Genomic DNA, 19,068 nt, shown 5'->3' with positions numbered 1-19,068 from the left:
GACCTTTTACTCCGCGCTGACGGCGCATGAAAACAGCGGCAGCGTGATCAACGCGCACGTGCCACGACCCAACCGGGAATGCAGCTGCAATTCTCCCTGATGTGCACGGGCGACTGCCTTGACCACGGTCAGGCCCAGGCCGGTCCCGTTGGTCTTGGTGGTAAAAAAAGGCTCGCCGAGGCGCTGCAGCACTGCCGGGTCAATCCCGCTGCCGCTGTCGCTGATGCTCAGGCGCAGGGTCTCGCCACGGTTGTACAGGTGCACCTTGAGCCGCGCCCCGGGGCCGCTGGCCTGGGTCGCGTTTTCGATCAGGTTGAGCAGCGCGCCCACCAGGGTGTCGCGGTTGCACAGCAACTCGCCGTAATGGCTGTCGCACTGCCAACGGACTGACGCTTCCTGGATATGAGTGGCGGCCGCCGCTTGCAGGGACTGCATCAAGGCGGCCGGGGTGACGCGGTCGGTCAGCGGCAATTCGCCGCGGGCAAACACCAGCATGTCGCGCACCTGATGCTCCAGTTCGTGCAGGCGCTCCTTGAGGCGGCCGGCAAAACGCTGGTGGGTGGCGGCGGGCAATTGCTCATCAGTCAAATGACTGGCGTAAATCAGCGCGGCCGACAATGGCGTACGAATCTGGTGGGCCAGGGAAGCGACCATTCGCCCCAAAGACGACAGGCGCTCATGGCGGGCCAACTGGTCTTGCAGGTGCCGGGTTTCAGTCAGGTCGTTGAGCAACACCAACTGGCCAGGCTCGGCATCCAGGGAACGCGTGGCGATGGACAGGCGGCGTCCATCCTTGAGGGAAATTTCGTGGCCGTCGTCTTCCCGGGGGGCAAAGCAGCGGGTGATGACCTCGCGCCACAGCTCGCCCTCCAGCGGCAGGCCAAGCATGTTGCAGGCCGCCGGGTTGGCTTCGCGCACACGGCCCTGCTCGTCGATGACGATCACGCCACCGGGCAACAGGTCGAGGAGGTTTTGCAGACGGTTGGCCAGTCGCTCTTTCTCGGCCAGCTCTTCCATGCGCTGGGCACTGACCACGGCCAACTCGCCTTTAAGCTCGGAAACCCGGGCTTCCAGCAGGCTGTAGGAGTCAGTCAACTGGCTCGACATCTGGTTGAACAGGGAAAAAGCCTGTTCAAGCCCCAGACGGCTGATCTGCTCTACGGAGGGGGCCGGCCCCTGAGTGTCAGGGACCGAAGATAGTTGGGCGGCGTGGGGCATCATGCTCTCTCGCTTGGCTGACCGTCAGTTAAACGGAACGTTGCGAGTGCTGTAGCAATACCCGTGCCTAAAAAAATAGGCTTAGTTTTCAGTCAGTTGAAAAACAGGCGTCAATCATCCGCCTGTTCATCACCTTCCTTGCGACTCATGCCGTACTTGCGCATCTTCTCCACCAGGGTGGTACGCCGGATGCGCAGGCGCTCGGCGGCACGGGCGACGATACCGTTGGCGTCGTCGAGTGCCTGCTGGATCAGGCCTTGTTCGAGGCTGCCGAGGTAGTCCTTCAAGTCCAGGCCTTCCGGCGGCAGCATGGCGGTGGAGCCGAAGTCCGGCGTGTGGCCGTTGATGGCCACGCGCTCTTCCAGGTCGCTGCGCAGGCTGTCCACCAATTGCTCGTCTTCGTCGTCGACGTAGCGGAATTTCTTCGGCAGCTCGACCACGCCGATCACCCCGTACGGGTGCATGATCGCCATGCGCTCCACCAGGTTGGCCAACTCGCGGACGTTGCCCGGCCAGCCGTGGCGACACAGTGACATGATCGCCGCCGAGTTGAAGCGAATCGAACCACGCTTTTCGTGTTCCATGCGCGAGATCAGCTCGTTCATCAGCAACGGGATGTCTTCGACGCGCTCGCGCAGGGGCGCCATTTCGATCGGGAATACGTTGAGGCGGTAGTACAGGTCTTCGCGGAAGCTGCCGACCTCGATCATGCTTTCGAGGTTCTTGTGGGTGGCCGCGATGATGCGTACGTCGACGCTCTGGGTCTTGTTGCTGCCCACGCGCTCGAAGGTGCGCTCCTGCAATACCCGCAGCAGCTTGACCTGCATCGGCAGCGGCATGTCGCCGATTTCGTCGAGGAACAGGGTGCCGCCGTTGGCCAGTTCAAAACGCCCGGCACGGCTGGTGATCGCCCCGGTAAAGGCGCCCTTCTCGTGGCCGAACAGTTCGCTTTCCAGCAGCTCTGCCGGGATCGCCCCGCAGTTGACCGGCACGAACGGCCCGTCACGACGCTTGGAATGGTAGTGCAGGTTGCGTGCGACCACTTCCTTGCCGGTGCCCGACTCGCCAAGGATCAGCACACTGGCGTCGGTGTCGGCTACTTGCTGCATCATCTGGCGCACGTGCTGGATCGCACGACTGGTGCCGACGAGGCTGCGGAACAGGTTGGGTTCGCGGTGACGGCCGCGCTCGCGGGCCTGGTCGTACATCTCGCGGTAGACCTGGGCACGGTGCAGGGAGTCGAGCAATTTGCTGTAGCTGGGGGGCATTTCAAGGGTGGAAAGCACGCGGCGGCGCTGGTCTTCCGGAAGGTCCACGGAAGAAATATCGCCCATCAGCAAAACAGGAAGGAACTCATCCCAGGTCGACAGTGTCTTTAACAAGCCCAGAACTGCACCAGGAGCGTTTACCGTCCCGATCAGCACACAAATGACTTCGCGGCTCGACGACAAAGAGCTGACCGCCTGCTGCCAGTCGTGGCTGCCGCAGGGTAGATTTTCTTCGCCAAGAAAATTCAGGATCACCGCCAGATCGCGGCGCCGAACGCTATCGTCATCGATCAGCAGAATTTTGGTTTCACGCCACATGCAATAGCAACTTCCCTAGTAAAACTCTAATGCCCTCGAGTTGGGGCAATCTAGATTGCTGTAGGCATTTTCTGCGCTACGGCTTTCTGACGTCTGAAAATAGCACTAGTTAAGTCAAAAAATCGTGCACAGTCAAATTTATGACGCGCGGTGTTCGGATTAACTGAGCCTTCAGCCGAACATATGGTAAACCTTTGACGCGTGTTTAGCTCGGTTGAACTGCGACATCTCTTCGAAAATAGCCTGTCGCTCCCCTGTCGTCGCCTCAAGCAACTGCTGGTAGACCGAAAGCAAGTCTTCCAGTTTTGCCCGAATGGCTGCCTCATCCGCCGAATCCTCGTTGAGCGCAGCATCGATCAACGCGCGGCAGCCCAAATCCAGTTCGCCGATCGCCCCCCAGTTGCGTTCAGCCAACGCCTCGGACAGCGCCTCACGGGTCTCGTCGATTTTTTGCAATGCTTGGCTCATGACATCGTCCTCAGGCCTTACGGCCTACTGTACCTCTGTGGCAATACCGTCCCAGCCTTCCTTGAGCGTAATCATCAGGCCTGCGACCTCATCGATCATCGCAGCGTCATTCTGACGGTTGGCTTCCAGCAGGCGCATGGTCATGAAGGCATACAGGTTATCCAACTGCTGCAGTGCAATCGGGTCCGGGGTCTTCTCGGGGTTCAGGCCGTCACGCAACCCGACGAGGATGTCCACCGCCTTGCCCAGCATCAACCCCTTCTGCGCGATATCACCGCGAGCCATCGCACCCTTGGCCTGCGCCATACGATCCAGTGCGCCTTCCATCAGCAACTGCACCAGGCGGTGCGGGCTGGCTTCGGAGATCTGGGCGTGGGTGTTGACCTTCTGGTATTGGCGAAGGGCTCTCATGGGATTCATGTTTCTACCTCGTGACAGGCGACAGCTAAAAGGGTGGACGCTGATTATTATGTCGACGGTGTTACACAAAACTTTAGCCCGCCTGGCGCTTTGACTCAGCGCCTTCGGCGGGCTTTATCCATCCGCCAATCAGGTGGACTTCGGATTGTTCAGCGAGTTGAGCGTGGTCATGACGCTGTCGCCCTGAGCCTTGAGCTGCGCAACCAGGGAGTCCATGGCGTTGTATTTCAGGGTCAGGGAGGCCGTCAGGGCATCAGAACGCGTGTTCAGGGCGGTCTGCTGGTTGGTCAGGTCCTTGAGGTTGTCCTGCAGGGTCGTGGACTTTTGGGCGAACACCCCGGTCTTGCTCAGCGCATAGTTGGCTGTGGCATTCGTCAGGCTCGTCAACAGCCCATTGGGGCCGGTGAAGATGCTGTTGATGTCGGAGCCGTTAGTGAGGGCGGCCTTGTCAAACGCCACATCACTGACGCTCAGCGTGCCCGCTGTCTGGTCCGTGGTCACGCCAAACTGCGCCAGGGATGAAAACGTGCCGCTACCGGTCACCGAGTTCATCACGTTGCGGATCGACGCCATCATGGTACGCACAGAGCTGTCCCCGGTCAGCGCGCCTGGCGTGACGGAACCGTCGGCATTGGTGGTGACCTGAGTCTCGGCATTCACAGCCTTGACCAACGCTGTGTACGTGTCCGTGAAACCCTTGACTGCCGACTTCAGGGTGGCGGCGTTCGCAGACACCTTGATCGTCGAATCGCCGTTAGGGCCGTCGGCAGCTGCCGAAACCCCCGTCAAGGTGATGCTCACACCACTGATTGCGTCGGGCAGGGTATTACTCGTGGACTCTTGAGGACTGCCGTCCAGGGTATACACGGCGTTCACCGGTGCCGCGCCCACGACAGTCGCGCCCGTATCCAGGCCCGAGGAGCCCTTGAAGGTGATGTCACTACCTTTACCGGTAGTCGAGGACGTGACCACCAACCGGGAACCGTTGGAGTCAGTCAGGATGTTGGCACTCAAGCCCGAATTGCCGTACTGCGTATTGAGCGAGTCACGCACCTGCTGAAGGGTCCCGCCCGGCGGCACACTGACGCTGTAATCCTTGCCGGATTGGGAGACCGTAAACACCGTCGCCGAAGCCCCGGAATTGACAACCGCCGTCGGCCCACCAGGAATCACTGCCGTGGAGACTTTGGACGCCGTGGCCAAATTGGTAACGTTCAACGTAAAGTTGCCGGCCGCAGCGCCCGGGCCCAGCGTGACCGTCGCGAGCTTGTCGTTCGAAACCGTCGCACTCAGGCCGCTGAAGTTGACGGTCTTGGTCATGTTGTCCAGCGCGCCCCGGAACGCATCCAGGGCCGCCTGGATCTTGCCGATCGAGGTCAGTTGCGCAGTGGATATTTTGGTCTGGCTATCGATCTGCGCTTGCTTGGGTGCGGTTTGCGAACCCACCAATGACTTAACAAGACCTTGAACGTCGATACCCGTACCCGGGCCGTTGACCGTTAGACCTGCTACGACTGTCATCGTCTTTCTCCTAATCCGGGGCTGATGCTTTATTGACGAATCACACTCTAGGCAGTTTTCGCAACAAAGTTCATGCCAGTTTAGACCTTGGCGTCAAACAGCAAGCTGCTGGCGTCATGAAGGCTCTGGGCGAGTTTCAGGGCCAATTCCGAAGGAATCTGGCGAATGACTTCACCGCTCTCGGTTGCGATGACCTTAACCACAACCTGGTGGGTGGAGTCATCAATGGAAAAATCCAGTTTGCGCTGGGCAGCCTGGATGAATTCGTTTATGTCGTTGACGGCTTTTTTCAAGTCGGTGTGGCTCGGCTGCTGGGCATCTTTCGCGCCAGCAACGGAGTCCACCTTGGGTTTCTGCGGATCGGCACTGACAGGAGCTGGAGCATTCTGTGGCGCTGCCGCAGGGTAAGACAGGTTCAGTTTGACGCTCATGTCCATGACCAATCACCTCATTAGACAAAAGACAAAAGGGCACGTAAACGCGCCCTTCCGTCAGTTACCAAGCGCCGTTATTACTGAAGCAGCTTCAGTACAGCGGATGGCAGTTGGTTCGCCTGGGACAGGATCGCAGTCGAAGCCTGTTGCAGGGTTTGTTGCTTGGTCAGCTGAGCGGTTTCAGCGGCGAAGTCAACGTCCTGGATCACGCCACGGGCAGAAGTGGAGTTGTCCGAGATGCTCTGCAGGTTGGCGATGGTGTTGTCGAAACGGTTTTGTACAGCACCGAGGTCAGCACGCTGGGAGTCGATGGTGGACAGTGCCTGGGTCAGCACGTCAACAGCGCTCTGTGCGTTGGCAGCGGTGGTCACGTCAGTGTTGCTGACAACGACTTTGCCCGAGTTGACAGCAGTAGCACCCGCTGCGCCGAACACGCCGGTAACGCCGTCGCCAGCCAGCGAGTAGCTGGAGCTGGAGTTCAACGAGACTTGGCCAGTAGCAACCAGGTTTGCAGCGGTCAGGGTTGCGGCAGTGCCGAACTGACCGTTGCCGCCCTTGGTTTGCACGCCGATGGTCTGGCCGCCAGCGTCAGCACCGGAGAAGGTGAAGTTCTCACCCGAGTCGGATTTGATCGACAGGGAGTCGGTCGACTGGTCGAAGTTAACGCTGATGCCCAGTTTGGCAGCGTTGGAGTTCAGTTGGTCAGCCAGGTCAGAAGCTTTGGTGATACCGGTGAAGCTAACCGAAGCGCTGCCTACGGCCAGAGTGAAGCTGCCACTTGGGTTAGGAGCCGCGAAGGCTGGAACAGTGAACTTGGCTTCGTTGCTGGCAGAGGCCTGCAGGCCGCCGACCGCGCCGTTCAGTTGAGCAGCGATAGCCTTGGCAGAGGCGCCGGCAGCAATGGTCAGTGCAGCAGAGGTCTGGCCGCCACCGGTAACAGTGATAGTGCCGCCTGCAACGCCGGCGCCTGGAGTCTGAGCACTGGACAGCAGCTGCTGCGAACCAATGTTGTTAGCCGATACGTTGCCCAGGCTCATGTTGATGGTCTGGTTGGCGTTGGCGCCCACTTGGAAAGCGGTAGTACCGAAAGAACCGTCCAGCAGGTTACGACCACCGAAAGTGGTGGTAGAAGCGATACGGGTCAATTCAGAAGTCAGAGCCGCGTACTGAGCCTGGTTCGACTTACGGTCGTCAGCGCTGAGGGAGCCGTTAGCGGACGACAGAGCCAGGGAACGCATGGTCTGCAGGATGTTGGTGGATTGCTGCATCGCGCCTTCAGCAGTTTGCGCGATGGAGTTACCGTCACCGGCGTTCTTGATGGCAACGCCCAGGCCGTTGATCTGGCTGGTCAGACGACCAGCGATTTGCAGGCCGGCCGCATCGTCTTTGGCGCTGTTGATACGCAGGCCGGAGGACAGGCGCTGCATGGAAGTTTGCAGGGCGCTGGAAGCCTTGTTCAGGTTGTTCTGAACGGTCAACGAAGCAAGGTTGGTGTTTACTGTTAATGCCATGACGAAATCCTCGTGGGTGGTGTACTGCGGCTTCCGGCCCTGGCAACCGCCGGGTGTGGCCTAGAGAACCTTCGTAATAGTTATCGTCGTGAAAGCAGGTTGCTTGAGGACTTTTTTGATTTTTTTTACTGGCGCCGTGCCACCCCTTTTAATTCAAGCATTTACGATAGCCCAAACCCCAGCAATTGTTGGCTTTCTGGCGCCAAATAAAAAACGCCCATAATCTTTCGATCATGGGCGTTTTTTTGTGCAGCGCCTTTAAGTCGTCAAGGGCGGTGCAAAATCGCCGAGCCCCAGGACAGCCCCACACCAAAACCACTGATGGCGACGCGCTTCCAGGTGGAGTCGAGCATGTGCTTTTCCAGCAGCAGCGGAATGCTCGAGGACACGGTATTGCCGGTCTCGACCATGTCCTTGATGAACTTGTCCACCGGCGCGTCTTCGAAACGCCGGGCCACGGCGTCGACAATCGCCGCACTGCCCTGGTGGATGCAGAACGCATCTATCTCGTCAGCCTTGAGGTCCGATTCGGTGAGCAGCTCGTGCAAATGCGCCGGCACCTTGAGCAAAGCGAAGTTGAACACCTGGCGGCCGTTCATGAAGAACACGCCATCGCTGACCTTCAAGTGCGGCGCACCGGAACCGTCAGTGCCGAACTTGGACTTGCCCAACTGCCACGGCGCGTCTTCACCCATCCAGGTGGCGGTAGCGGCATCGCCGAACAGCATGGTGGTGTTGCGGTCTTCAGGGTCGACGATCTTCGAGTACGGATCGGCGGTCACCAGCAGGCCGTTCTTCAGGCCGGTAGCCTCCATGAAGCCCTTCATCGCATAGATGCCGTAGACGTAGCCCGAGCAGCCCAGGGAAATATCGAAGGCCGCCACGTGCGTCGGCAGGCCCAGCTTGTCCTGGACGATGGCGGCGGTGTGAGGCAAGCCCTCTTCGTCGCCGTTCTGGGTAACGACGATCAGCGCATCGATGGACTCGCGCTTCAAATCGGGGTTGTTGGCAAACAAGGCGTTGACCGCCTCGACGCACAGATCGGAGGTTTCCTGCGCGGCATCCTTGCGCGGCAGGAACGCCGAACCGATCTTGCCAATGATGAATTCTTCATCCTTGGCGAATTTGGCACCCTGGGCGTAGTTATCAATCCCGTCTGCCGGCACGTAACTGGCGATGCTTTTTATGCCAATCATTGTGGCTTCCCAATACTAAATAGCTGGAGAACACCCCGCGAGACACGTCGCCGGGTGCTGACAATAATGGGGATGACCCCGCAAAAAACTCGCCGAAAACCGCCTTTTTACCCTGGCGGCAGGCCCTCGCAGAGACCTGGCGACGACCTATCCTTTTCACACGATACAGTGAAGATGCGCTTTATGACTCACAGGTCACTCAATTTTCTGCGCTTTGTGCGAAACACGGGGACATACAAACGCCAAAAACCACAACGGCCCACCCCGTTTCCAGGGTGAGCCGCCGGTTTGCAGCTGCGGACATCACATTTTGTTGAACAGGCTCAACTGAGAGATTTTCACAAAGGCCAACTGAGAGGCCTGCAACATGGTTTGCTGAAGCTGCAGGTTGATCGCCGCCTGGCCCATGTCGACGTTGCCCAGGGAACTCATGGTGTTGGTATTGGCAGTCCCCAAGCTGGTGTTTTCATCCGTTTGAAGATCCAGGGCATTCTGGCGAGCACCAATGGAGCCGCGCACCTGGTCAATCTGTGAACTGGCGTTGTTCAGGTTGCCGATGGTTTTGGCCACCACATCCTTGAGGTTGTTCTGCGCGACCAGGTTGCCGTCAGCCGGCGTTTCCAGGGCTTTGCGCAATTGGCTCAACGTGTCCAGGGCGTTTTCGTTCTTGTTGCTGACGGCGCTGACCGCAAACTGGTCGCCCGCCCCTGGCGCACCACTGATATCGAACGTCACGCCGGCCGCGTTGATCGAGGTGGCACCGGCAGCCATGGTGCCGGTCGCGATGGTCTTGCTGTTCGGACTGTAGGGCTGCGCATACACCTCATACGTGGTGCCGCTGGTGAATTTGATCACCGCACCGGTATCAGGGAAGGTGCTGGCGTAGGCCGCCTGATCCGTCACCTGGCCACCGGTGACTTGTGCAGTCGACGCGTTGCCTGGCGAACGCGAAGCACTGAAGGTGTCCGGCTTGGATTGCAGGGTGAACGCCTTGCCCGCCACCAGTGCGTCGGAGTCAGCGCCGGGCGCAACGTCCGCGCCGAGCGTCAGGCTGATATCGAACTTGACGCCGCGCAGGTTGACGCTGGATGCGCCCTCTTTGGTCGCGTCGAAAGTGCCGTTGCCGGGAATCTCGGAGGTAACGTCGTTACCGTCCTTGTCGGTCACGGAATACTGCGTGCTGCTGCTGAAGGTCAGCTTGTAGGGCTGGCCGTCGGTAAAACTCTTGGTGTAGGTGACACCGGAGGTCACCGTGCCCGCCGATACCGCGACCTTGCCGTCATTGACCGCAGGCGGCAACAACGTAGCCTGGGTGCGACCGGTGTTGGTCGAACTTTCCATCATCGACTTACCGGTGTCGCCCCCCGCCATCGACAGATTGTCCGAGATCTGCAAGCTCAGCGGCGTCTCGTCACCCTGATACGTGTAGGTGCCGTCGTTATTGCGGATGTAAGGCGGCGTGTCGGTTTTCGACCCGGAAAACATGTAGTTGCCGTTGGCATCCTTGGAGTTGAGCAAGCCCAGCACCTGGTCCTCAAGCGCGCCCACTTCGCTGGCGATGGATTTACGATCGTCATCGCTCAGGGACTGGTTGGCCGCACGCAGCGCCAGTTCATTACCGCGCTGCAAGGCGGTGTTGATGCTCTTTAACACCGATTCTTCGTTGGTCAGCGAGTTCTGCAGGGTGTTGATGTTGCCGTTGAACTGGCCAAGCATGTCTTTCTGTTGCTGCAATTGCAGCAAGCGCGCGGCGGCGACCGGGTCATCGGAGGCGGTCTGCACCCGGATACCGCTGCTCGCCTGGTCCTGGGCTTTCACCACACCGGAATAGTTCGTCTGGTACTTGCTGGCGCTGGTGTCGAAATACTGCTGTGTAGAAATACGCATCGTCCCAGACTCCTTTAAAGGGCATTAATCAGTGTGCTGAAAGTTTCTTGCGCAGCCTTGATGATCTGCGACGACGCGGTGTAGTACTGCTGGAACTTGATCATGTCACCCGCCTCTTCATCCAGGTTGACCTGGGACACCGAGTTGCTGGCCGCCTTGTTCGCTGCCAACAGCGCACCCGTCGCGGTGGAGTCGGTAGCGGCCTGGCTGGCTTTGGAGCCCACCTGCGACACGAGTCGGGCGTTGGCGCTGACCAGGCTCACACCCGGGCTGCCGTCGCTGGCGCCCACGGTGGCCTTGGTCTGCAAGTCCAGCAATTGCTGGGCGTTGCGGTTGTTGGAGGTGCCCGAAGCGTTGAACGAGAAAGTCGTGCTGTCACCATTGGCAGGCGAGCCGCCGACCGTGGTGTCGAAGTTGAAGCTTTTGCCCGGGATCAACGCACCGGAGGCATCGCGCATCGGTACGTTGATGCTGATCTTGTTGCCCTGGCCCGGGATGATGGTGCCACTGCCGATCGGATTGCCTTGCGCGTCGCTCACCGTATACGACTGGGTGCCGTCGGCGGCCGGCTTGCCAAAGAGCATTTTTACCGGCATGGAGTTTTCGATGCCGGCGCGCAACTGGGCGGTATCAGCGCCGCCATGAATATCCAGCGGCACAGTCAGCTGAGGCGGTGTGAACGTACCGGTGCCGGTGTTGGTCTTGCTTGCGTTCCCCGCCAAGGGGCCCGCGAAGGCGAGCTTGTTGACGTCCTTCAGATCGACACCGATGCCCGTGGCCCCGTTGGCCGTGGGGCTGACCTTGAAGCTGTCACCGGCAGCCATGGGCCCTTTGCCGTCCAGCGCCAGGGTAAAGCCATCAATCACCGGCGGCGGCGTGGTGGTGGTGTCGAACGAACCCATGGCCTTGCCGTCGGAGCGGACGACGTTGTACTGGTTACCGCTGGTAAACGTGACTTTGTAGTCGTAGGTCGTCAGCTGGCTGCTGTCCTTGATCGTGACATTCAGGTTGCCAGACCCCGCGCTGTTGCCGGCGGCCCCTTGGCTGCGCTGGGAAATCGCCGCCGCGCTGTTGATATCGGTGAACAGCGACGAACCGAATTCGCCGTTGAGGTCCAGGCCCTGGCCCAACTGGTTGTTGATCGTGTCTGCCGTGGCAATCGCGATGCGCCCCAGATCATTGATGGCCGGCATCAGCACGTCACTGCGATAGCGCAGCAAGCCACCGATACTGCCGCCGGTGACCACATTGCCAAGGTCAATGGACGAGTCGCCCATCGAGAGCTGGATGGTGTACTGGCTATTGTCGGTGCTACTCGGTACCGCAGAGATATTATTGGATATCCCGCCTTCCACCAGCGACTGCCCCGTACCGGTCGTAATACTGTACTGTCCGTTTTTTTCCGTGGCCGTAACGCCGATCAGCTCGTTGAGCGAGCGCACCGCTTCGTCACGCGAGTCCAGCAGGTTGGCCGGCGCACTGCTGGAAGTCCCCTGGGCCTGGGCAATCTGCTTGTTGAGCGAGGCGATCGAGGACGTCAGCTTGTTGACCTGATCCGTCATGGTGCTCAACTGACTGTTGATCGTTTGTTTCTGCTGGTTCAACTGGCCGGAAATGGAGTTGAAGCGGTTGCTCAGGGTCTGGGCGCTGGTCAGCAGCAATTGGCGCGCGGACACGTCGCCCGGAGTGGCTGAAGCCGTCTGCGCCGCCGCGAAGAAGGCACTGAGCACCGAAGACATGCCGGTGTTGGAATCCGACAAGGTCTTGTCGATGGCACTGGCCTGGTCCAGGTAGGCGTTGGCGTCGCTGTCGAGTGCCGTGCTGTTCTGGTAAGCCGTGGTGAGGAACTGGTTGTACACCCGACGCACGTCCGCCAGGGTCGTACCGGTGCCGATAAATACGCCGCCGTAGGCGTTCGACGCATTCGCGGTCTGAGCGCTCTGTTGACGCGAGTATCCCGGGGTGTTGACGTTGGCGATGTTGTTACTTAAGACCGACAACGATCCCTGGGCGGCATTGAGCCCCGACATCCCGATATTGAGCAAACTCATGATTCAGACCTTATAAATGAGTGGAAGCGCCCGCGGCAGCGTAGTTCTGGTAGCTGTTCATCGTTTTTGCGATCTGCGAAATCTTGCTGGCGTAATCCGGGTCGGTTGCATAACCGGCTTTTTGCAACTCGCGCACAAACTGTTCCGGGTTGTCGGCTGATTTCACAACTTCTTTATAGCGATCATTGCTTTGCAGCAACGTGACCAGGTCATGGAAGCTGTCCTGGTAGGAATTGTAGGAACGGAACTGCGCCGTCTCCTTGACCATCGCGCCATCGCGAAACTCGCTGGTGATCGCCCGGGCCTGTTCGCCCTGCCAACTCTGGCCGGCCTTGATGCCGAACAGGTTATGGCTGCTGGTGCCATCCTCGGCACGCATCACCGATTTACCCCAACCGGTTTCCAGGGCGGCCTGGGCCACCAGGTAGCGTGGGTCGACGCCAATCCTCGCAGCGGCCTGCTTGGCCATCGGCAACATGGTGGCGACAAATTCATCCTGCGAGCTGAAGGCTTTCTTCGCCGGTGCCAGCGGTGGCTGGGCTACGGCGCGGCCGTAAACCTGCATCTGCCCGCGAGGCGGTATGGCGGCAAGGCTGCGGGCGGTGCTGTTGACCACGCCATCATCGGCAGCGCTGTTGCGCAGCGGCGCGGCCTTGGCGGCAGTGGTAGCCTCGGCACCCGGCACGATGCCGGCCAGCAGGCGATCCGTCAGCTTGCTCGGCAACGAGATGCGTCGCTGGTTCATCAGCGCCATGTCGTTGGCGTGGGAGTTGGTGCCTTCAGGCACCGCCACGCGGTATGCCCACAATGGCCGCTGACCATTGCTGCGGCCCAGCGGGCCATCGGCCTTGGTACCGGCGGCAATTTCAGTCGGTACATCCACCTTCTTCGCGGGCGCAGCCGGGCCTTGCAGGGTGGCCGCCTGGGCGTCCACCGGCTTGTTCTTCTGCATCTGGCGCAGCAGCACGTCCGCCAGGCCGATACCACCGCCCTCGCGAGACAGGGAAACCGCCAACTGCTGGTCGTACATTTCCTGGTACTGCTTGGCCGCAGGGGTATTCAGCGGGTTGTCCTTGCCCAGGGCTTCGGTGGCCGAACGCATGGACTTGAGCATTTCGCCGAGAAACAGCGACTCGAACTCCTGCGCGACCTTGCGCATGTTGCCGTCGCTGTTCTTGTCGCCGACCTTCAACTGGTTAAGCCGGTTGAGGTCGGAATAGGAACCCGAATCCGCCGTGCTGGTCAGGCCGCTCTTGCGCATGTCCATGGCCATGGCGTCAGATCACGATCAGGTCGGCTTGCAAGGCGCCGGCCTGTTTCAATGCTTCGAGGATCGCCATCAAGTCGCCGGGCGCTGCGCCCACCTGGTTCACCGCACGGACAATCTCGTCCAGGGTGGTGCCGGGGCCGAACTTGAACATCGGCTTGGCTTCTTGCTGGGCATTCACCCGCGAACGGGGGACCACGGCAGTCTGGCCGTTGGACAACGGGCCAGGCTGGCTGACGATCGGGTCTTCGGTGATGGTCACGGTCAGGCTGCCGTGGGTCACGGCCGCTGGCGAAACCTTGACGTTCTGGCCGATCACGATGGTGCCGGTCCGCGAGTTGATGATGACTTTCGCCACCGCCTGGCCCGGGTCAACCTCAAGGTTTTCCAGCAGGGACAGGTAGTCCACACGCTGGCTTGGGTCCAGCGGTGCCGTCACACGAACCGAGCCGCCATCGATGGCCTGGGCCACGCCCGGGCCGAGCAGCTCATTGATCTTGTCGACCACGCGCTTGGCGGTGGTGAAGTCAGAGCGGTTGAGGTTCAGGGTCAGGCTGTTGCCCTGGTTGAAGCCGCTGGGCACGGTGCGCTCCACCGAGGCACCACCGGGAATCCGCCCGGCCGACGGCACGTTGACGGTGATCTTCGAACCGTCGCGGCCTTCGGCATCAAAGCCACCCACCACCAGGTTGCCCTGGGCAATGGCGTAGACGTTGCCGTCGATACCTTTGAGCGGCGTCATCAGCAAGGTGCCGCCGCGCAGGCTTTTCGAGTTACCCATGGACGACACGGTGATATCGACCACCTGCCCCGGCTTGGCGAACGGCGGCAAGTCAGCGCTGATGGACACCGCCGCGACGTTCTTCAACTGCACGTTGCCCGAGCCCGGCGGCACCTTGATGCCGAACTGCGAGAGCATGTTGTTGAAGGTCTGCAGGGTGAACGGGGTCTGGGTGGTCTGGTCACCGGTGCCGTTAAGCCCCACCACCAGGCCGTAGCCGATCAGCTGGTTGGACCGCACGCCGGAAATGCTCGCGATGTCTTTCAAGCGCTCGGCCTGGGCGCCTGCGCTCAGGGCCAGCAGCAACATCGCAGCCATCAGCTGTTTGAAGTTCAAAGTGATCACCTAGAAAGGGAACAGCGGGCTAAGGAAGAAACGGTCAAACCAGCCCGGCTGACTGGCGTCAGCAAACGAACCCGTACCCGAGTAGGTGATGCGTGCATCGGCAATCCGTGTCGACGGCACGGTGTTGTCGGTGGAGATATCGTCGGCGCGAACCATGCCCGCAATGCGCACCAGTTCGTCACCGGTGTTGAGGGTCATCCACTTCTCGCCGCGTACGGCAATGATGCCGTTGGGCAGCACGTCGGCCACGGTCACGGTGATCGAGCCGGTCAGGCTGTTGCCCTGCCCTGCCGCACTCTTGCCGTTGGTGGCGCGGTCGCCGCTGTAGCCGGCGTCCAGGCTCAGGTCACCGCTGCCCAGCGGGTTGTTGGTGTTCGGTACACCGCCAAACAACGAAGTCAGGCCGATGCTGGTCTTGCTGGTCTTGCCGATCTGCGAGTTGGCGTTCTTGCTCGCCTGGGTCTTCTCGTTCAGCGTGATGGTGATGATGTCACCGACCCGGAAGGCCTTGCGGTCGCTGTACAGGTTCTGTTCGAACCCGGCCTGGTAGATCGAGCCATTGTTGGCGGCCGCCGGCAACGGCGTGCGCGGCAACACCGGCGCATAGTACGGGTCATTGGGCTTAGGCGTCGGGGCGACACAGCCCGCGAGCACAGCAATCCCACTCAATGCCAGAACAGAAACATAGCGATTCATGACCCATACCTCACGGTGTTGCAGGCGCCTTCAAGGGCGCCCCATAGACTTGATTACAGATTCTGCGTTACGAACGAAAGCATCTGGTCGGCGGTGGAAATCACCTTGGAGTTCATCTCGTAGGCGCGCTGAGTGGTGATCATGTTGACCATCTCTTCAACGGTGCTGACGTTGGACGTTTCCAGGGTGCTTTGCAGGGTGGTACCAAAACCGTTGAGGCCCGGGGTGCCGATTTGCGGCGCGCCGCTGGACGCGGTTTCCAGGAACAGGTTGTTACCGATCGCCTGCAGGCCGGCCGGGTTGATGAAGTCGGCGGTTTGCAGGTTGCCGATCACCTGGGACGCCGGGTTGCCGGCCACGGTGATCGACACGGTGCCGTCGTTGCCGACGGTGAAAGTCTGGGCGTTGTTCGGCACGACAATCGCCGGCTCCAGCGCGAAGCCATTGGCGGTCACGACCTGGCCGTTGGAGTCCAGGTGGAACGTACCGTCACGGGTGTAGGTGGTGGTGCCGTCCGGCTGCAGGATCTGGAAGAAACCCTTGCCGTTGACTGCCAGGTCCAGCGGTTGGCCGGTCTGCTGCAGGTTACCGGCGCTGAAGTTCTTCTGGGTGCCAACGATTGCCACACCGGTACCCAGTTGCAGGCCCGACGGCAATTCGCTGTCCTGGGTCGACTGGGCGCCAGGCTGCTTCTTGATCTGATAGAGCAAGTCCTGGAACTCGGCGCGGTCACGTTTGAAACCCGTGGTCGACACGTTGGCCAGGTTGTTGGAAATGGTGGTCAGGTTGGTGTCCTGGGCGGACAGGCCTGTCTTGGCAACGTATAGAGCCGGAAGCATGTTCTTCTCCTTCGTGCGCCTGTTTTATGGCGCCGCGCTACAAAAATTAGTGTGTGGCTGCTATCAGCTCATCGCCAGGACACGGCTCATGGCCTGGTCGTCTTCTTTGGCGCTGTTCATCATCTTGATGTGCAATTCGAACTGCTTGGACAGGGCCAGGACTGCCGTCATTTCTTCGACGGCGTTCACGTTGCTCGCCTGCAGGAAGCCCGACGTCAGCTTGACGTTGGCATCGGCCTGGGCCGGCTGGCCATCCTTGGTGTGGATGGTGCCGTCGAGGCCCTTGGTCATGTTCTTGAGGTCGGGCTGCACCAGCTTGATCCGGTCCACTTCAGCCATCACCCGCGGGCCTTCGCCCATGGCGCGGATGCTGATGGTGCCGTCCTGGCCGACTTCGATCTGCTGCTGGGGCGGCACGGCAATCGGGCCGCCGTTGCCCATGATCGGCATACCGTTGCCGGCCCGCAGCACGCCCAGCGCATCGACGTTCATACTGGCGCTGCGCACGTAGGACTCGCCGCCATCCGGGTTTTGCACGGCCATCCAGCCGTCACCGCTGACGGCCACATCGAGGTCACGGCCGGTTTCAATCATCGCGCCAGGGGAAAAGTCCGTGCCTGGGCGCTCGGTCAAGGCAAAGGCCCGCGCCGGAAAGCTGTCACCGAACACCGGCATCGAGCGCGCCTGTTCCAGGTCACGCTGGAAACCATTGGTGGAAACGTTCGCCAAGTTGTTGGCGTGGGCCTTCTGCGCCAGTGCATTCTGGCTGGCGCCGGTCATTGCCACGTAAAGGTACTTATCCACGCTCTTTCCTCTTTCTGACGGACGCTTGCCGCCCACCGCTGTACTGATGAGGCTTAAGCAATTTGCGAACCAACTTTTTGAAATGAGGAAAAGTCCAGGCGGGGCGGGGGTTTGCCGGCAGGTGGCAGCTGAGGGCAGTAGGAAGAGAGTCGAAAAAACGGCGGACTTATGCCGCTAACGGCAAGTGCAGGTATCAAGACCGACAAAGAACCCATGTGGGAGCGGGCTTGCTCGCGAATGCGGAGTGTCAGTCACCGGATAATTCGACTGACCCACCGCATTCGCGAGCAAGCCCGCTCCCACAGGTTTAACCGCGTTCGGCTTTGACGACTTCGTAGTCGCGCAACTTGTTGGCAATAGTGGTGTGGGACACGCCCAGCCGCTTGCCCAACAGCCGGCTGCTGGGATGTTCGGCATACAACTGCGCCAGCACCGCCTTTTCAAAGCGCCCGACGATCTCCTCCAACCCGCCTTCCAGGGAAAAATCCCCCAGCGGCTGGCGCACGCCATAGTCCGGCAGGCGAATGTGCTCGGCCTTGACGGTGCCGCCCTCACACAGCGAAACCGCCTGGAACAGCACGTTCTCCAACTGCCGCACATTCCCCGGCCAGTGGTAATGGCTGAGGCGTTCCATCGCCGCCGGTGCGAGCTTGGGCAGCGGGCAGCCGATCTGCCGGCTGGCCTGATCCAGGAAGTGCTCCACCAGCGGCGGCAAACCGTCGAGGCACTCGCGTAGCGGCGGGATATGCAGCGAGAGCACATTGAGACGATGGTAAAGGTCCTGGCGGAATTCGCCCCGGGCGCACAGTTCGGAAAGGTCCACCTGGGTCGCGCAGATCACCCGCACATCCAGGTACACCTCTTCATCACTGCCTACACGGCGAAAGCAGCCGTCCTGCAGAAAGCGCAGCAACTTCACCTGCAACCGCGCGCTCATTTCGCCGACGCCGTCGAGAAACAACGTACCGCCCGCCGTCAGCTCCAGCAGTCCCAACTTGCCCTCCGCCCTCGCCCCTTCAAAGGCGCCGGGACCATAGCCGAACAACTCGGTCTCGGCCATGGACTCGGGCAAACCGGCGCAGTTGAGCGCCATCAACGGCGACTGGCCGCGTGGGCTGGCCAGGTGACAAGCGCGGGCCAGCAACTCTTTGCCGGTGCCGGTTTCGCCTTCTATTAATAGAGGCGCATCCAACGGCGCCATGCGCCGAGCCTCACGCACCACGGCGGCCATGACCCTGGAGCTTTGGAAAATGCTGTCGAAGCCGCGCAGTTCCTGCTTGCGCACATTGTAGATACGCTCACCCACCCGGTCGGCGCGGTGCAGGGTCAGTACGGCGCCGGCCATGGCTTCGCTGTCGTCATGCTCGGAGGATTGCAGCGGCGCAATATCGGCCAGGAATACATCGCCCTTGACCTTGACCCGCAGGCCGTTGATTCGCGATTTGCTGGCCCGTACCAGTTCCGGCAAATCGAAATCTTCGGCGTAGCGCGACAACGGAATGCCCGGCACCTCATCCACCCGTACTCCGAGCAACTGCGCCGCCGCGCGGTTGGCCGCGACGATGGAGCCGCCCATGTCGATGGACAGCACCGGAAACTCCAGCGCCCCCAGCAGCGCGTTGAGCTCCATATGCCGACGCTCGCTGGGCATCAGCCCTACCCGCTTGACACCAAATACCCCGGCAATCGCCTCGAACTGCGGGCGCAATGCCTGGAACTGCAGGTTCACCAGGTTCGGGCAATAGAGGTAAATGGCGTTGCCGTGCTCGCCACCGACCTCGCCCTTGGCAACGTTCACGCCGTACTCCACCAGCAGGTTGAGGATGTCCCGCAGGATGCCGATGCGGTTCTGGCAATGCACTTTGATACGCATGAGAAGGCCCGAAGAGGTGGAGTCGCTGCGTCTTTTTGCCGCTGGCCGCAGATAATCGTCAAGATTATGTGACAGCTGCGAGGCGATTCACACCCAAAATACGCCACAGGGAGAACGAATCGCTTCATCCGTAACGAAAACTTTACGAATCTCAGTAACTTTTCCTACAAA

16 protein-coding genes are annotated in these 19,068 nt (G+C 60.5%); all 16 read right to left on the bottom strand.

All coding sequences use genetic code 11. The annotated features are described in order from the left end of the window. Positions 1 to 6 precede the first annotated feature (6 nt). Positions 7 to 1,218 (bottom strand): PAS domain-containing sensor histidine kinase, encoded by a 1,212-nt coding sequence (locus ACIOMR_RS05370; protein WP_102604700.1) that lies wholly within the window; start codon positions 1,216 to 1,218, stop codon positions 7 to 9. 110 nt (positions 1,219 to 1,328) lie between these two features. Then, positions 1,329 to 2,804, bottom strand: coding sequence for a sigma-54 dependent transcriptional regulator (locus ACIOMR_RS05365; RefSeq protein ID WP_003214588.1), 1,476 nt, complete (start codon positions 2,802 to 2,804; stop codon positions 1,329 to 1,331). 171 nt (positions 2,805 to 2,975) lie between these two features. After that, positions 2,976 to 3,272, bottom strand: a complete 297-nt coding sequence (locus tag ACIOMR_RS05360; RefSeq protein WP_008434847.1) for a hypothetical protein — start codon at positions 3,270 to 3,272, stop codon at positions 2,976 to 2,978. Between the two features lie 24 nt (positions 3,273 to 3,296). After that, positions 3,297 to 3,692 carry a flagellar export chaperone FliS gene (gene fliS / locus ACIOMR_RS05355; RefSeq protein ID WP_003214591.1) on the bottom strand — a complete coding sequence of 132 codons (396 nt, stop codon included), beginning with the start codon at positions 3,690 to 3,692 and terminating at the stop codon, positions 3,297 to 3,299. Positions 3,693 to 3,821: 129 nt separating this feature from the next. Further along, positions 3,822 to 5,213, bottom strand: a complete 1,392-nt coding sequence (gene fliD, locus ACIOMR_RS05350; RefSeq protein ID WP_401192716.1) for a flagellar filament capping protein FliD — start codon at positions 5,211 to 5,213, stop codon at positions 3,822 to 3,824. A gap of 80 nt (positions 5,214 to 5,293) precedes the next feature. Next, positions 5,294 to 5,650 (bottom strand): flagellar protein FlaG, encoded by a 357-nt coding sequence (locus ACIOMR_RS05345; RefSeq protein WP_177035126.1) that lies wholly within the window; start codon positions 5,648 to 5,650, stop codon positions 5,294 to 5,296. A gap of 74 nt (positions 5,651 to 5,724) precedes the next feature. Then, complete coding sequence (locus ACIOMR_RS05340) at positions 5,725 to 7,158, bottom strand: flagellin (RefSeq protein WP_087694338.1); 1,434 nt, start codon at positions 7,156 to 7,158, stop codon at positions 5,725 to 5,727. A gap of 266 nt (positions 7,159 to 7,424) precedes the next feature. Next, positions 7,425 to 8,354 carry a ketoacyl-ACP synthase III gene (locus ACIOMR_RS05335; protein WP_177067027.1) on the bottom strand — a complete coding sequence of 310 codons (930 nt, stop codon included), beginning with the start codon at positions 8,352 to 8,354 and terminating at the stop codon, positions 7,425 to 7,427. A gap of 303 nt (positions 8,355 to 8,657) precedes the next feature. Next, complete coding sequence (locus ACIOMR_RS05330; protein WP_003214602.1) at positions 8,658 to 10,241, bottom strand: flagellar hook-associated protein 3; 1,584 nt, start codon at positions 10,239 to 10,241, stop codon at positions 8,658 to 8,660. Positions 10,242 to 10,255: 14 nt separating this feature from the next. Beyond that, complete coding sequence (gene flgK, locus ACIOMR_RS05325) at positions 10,256 to 12,292, bottom strand: flagellar hook-associated protein FlgK (protein WP_401192710.1); 2,037 nt, start codon at positions 12,290 to 12,292, stop codon at positions 10,256 to 10,258. A 10-nt stretch (positions 12,293 to 12,302) separates the two neighbouring features. Then, complete coding sequence (gene flgJ / locus ACIOMR_RS05320) at positions 12,303 to 13,565, bottom strand: flagellar assembly peptidoglycan hydrolase FlgJ (RefSeq protein WP_102604681.1); 1,263 nt, start codon at positions 13,563 to 13,565, stop codon at positions 12,303 to 12,305. Positions 13,566 to 13,569: 4 nt separating this feature from the next. Further along, a complete protein-coding gene (locus ACIOMR_RS05315; RefSeq protein ID WP_032899355.1) occupies positions 13,570 to 14,658 on the bottom strand; it encodes a flagellar basal body P-ring protein FlgI in 1,089 nt (362 codons plus the stop codon). Between the two features lie 27 nt (positions 14,659 to 14,685). Continuing rightward, the gene (gene flgH / locus ACIOMR_RS05310) at positions 14,686 to 15,381 is read right to left on the bottom strand and encodes a flagellar basal body L-ring protein FlgH (protein ID WP_003214607.1); all 696 of its coding nucleotides are present in this window, start codon (positions 15,379 to 15,381) and stop codon (positions 14,686 to 14,688) included. Between the two features lie 53 nt (positions 15,382 to 15,434). Further along, a complete protein-coding gene (gene flgG, locus ACIOMR_RS05305; protein WP_003214609.1) occupies positions 15,435 to 16,220 on the bottom strand; it encodes a flagellar basal-body rod protein FlgG in 786 nt (261 codons plus the stop codon). A gap of 63 nt (positions 16,221 to 16,283) precedes the next feature. After that, a complete protein-coding gene (locus ACIOMR_RS05300) occupies positions 16,284 to 17,024 on the bottom strand; it encodes a flagellar basal body rod protein FlgF (RefSeq protein ID WP_401192705.1) in 741 nt (246 codons plus the stop codon). A 307-nt stretch (positions 17,025 to 17,331) separates the two neighbouring features. Continuing rightward, entirely contained in the window at positions 17,332 to 18,897 is a 1,566-nt protein-coding gene (locus ACIOMR_RS05295) for a sigma-54-dependent phenylalanine hydroxylase transcriptional regulator PhhR (RefSeq protein ID WP_003214613.1), read from the bottom strand. Positions 18,898 to 19,068: the final 171 nt, after the last annotated feature.

This window comes from Pseudomonas sp. NPDC087814, assembly GCF_044742865.1.
GTDB lineage: Bacteria > Pseudomonadota > Gammaproteobacteria > Pseudomonadales > Pseudomonadaceae > Aquipseudomonas.
This window is presented reverse-complemented; position numbering and strand designations above follow the sequence as displayed.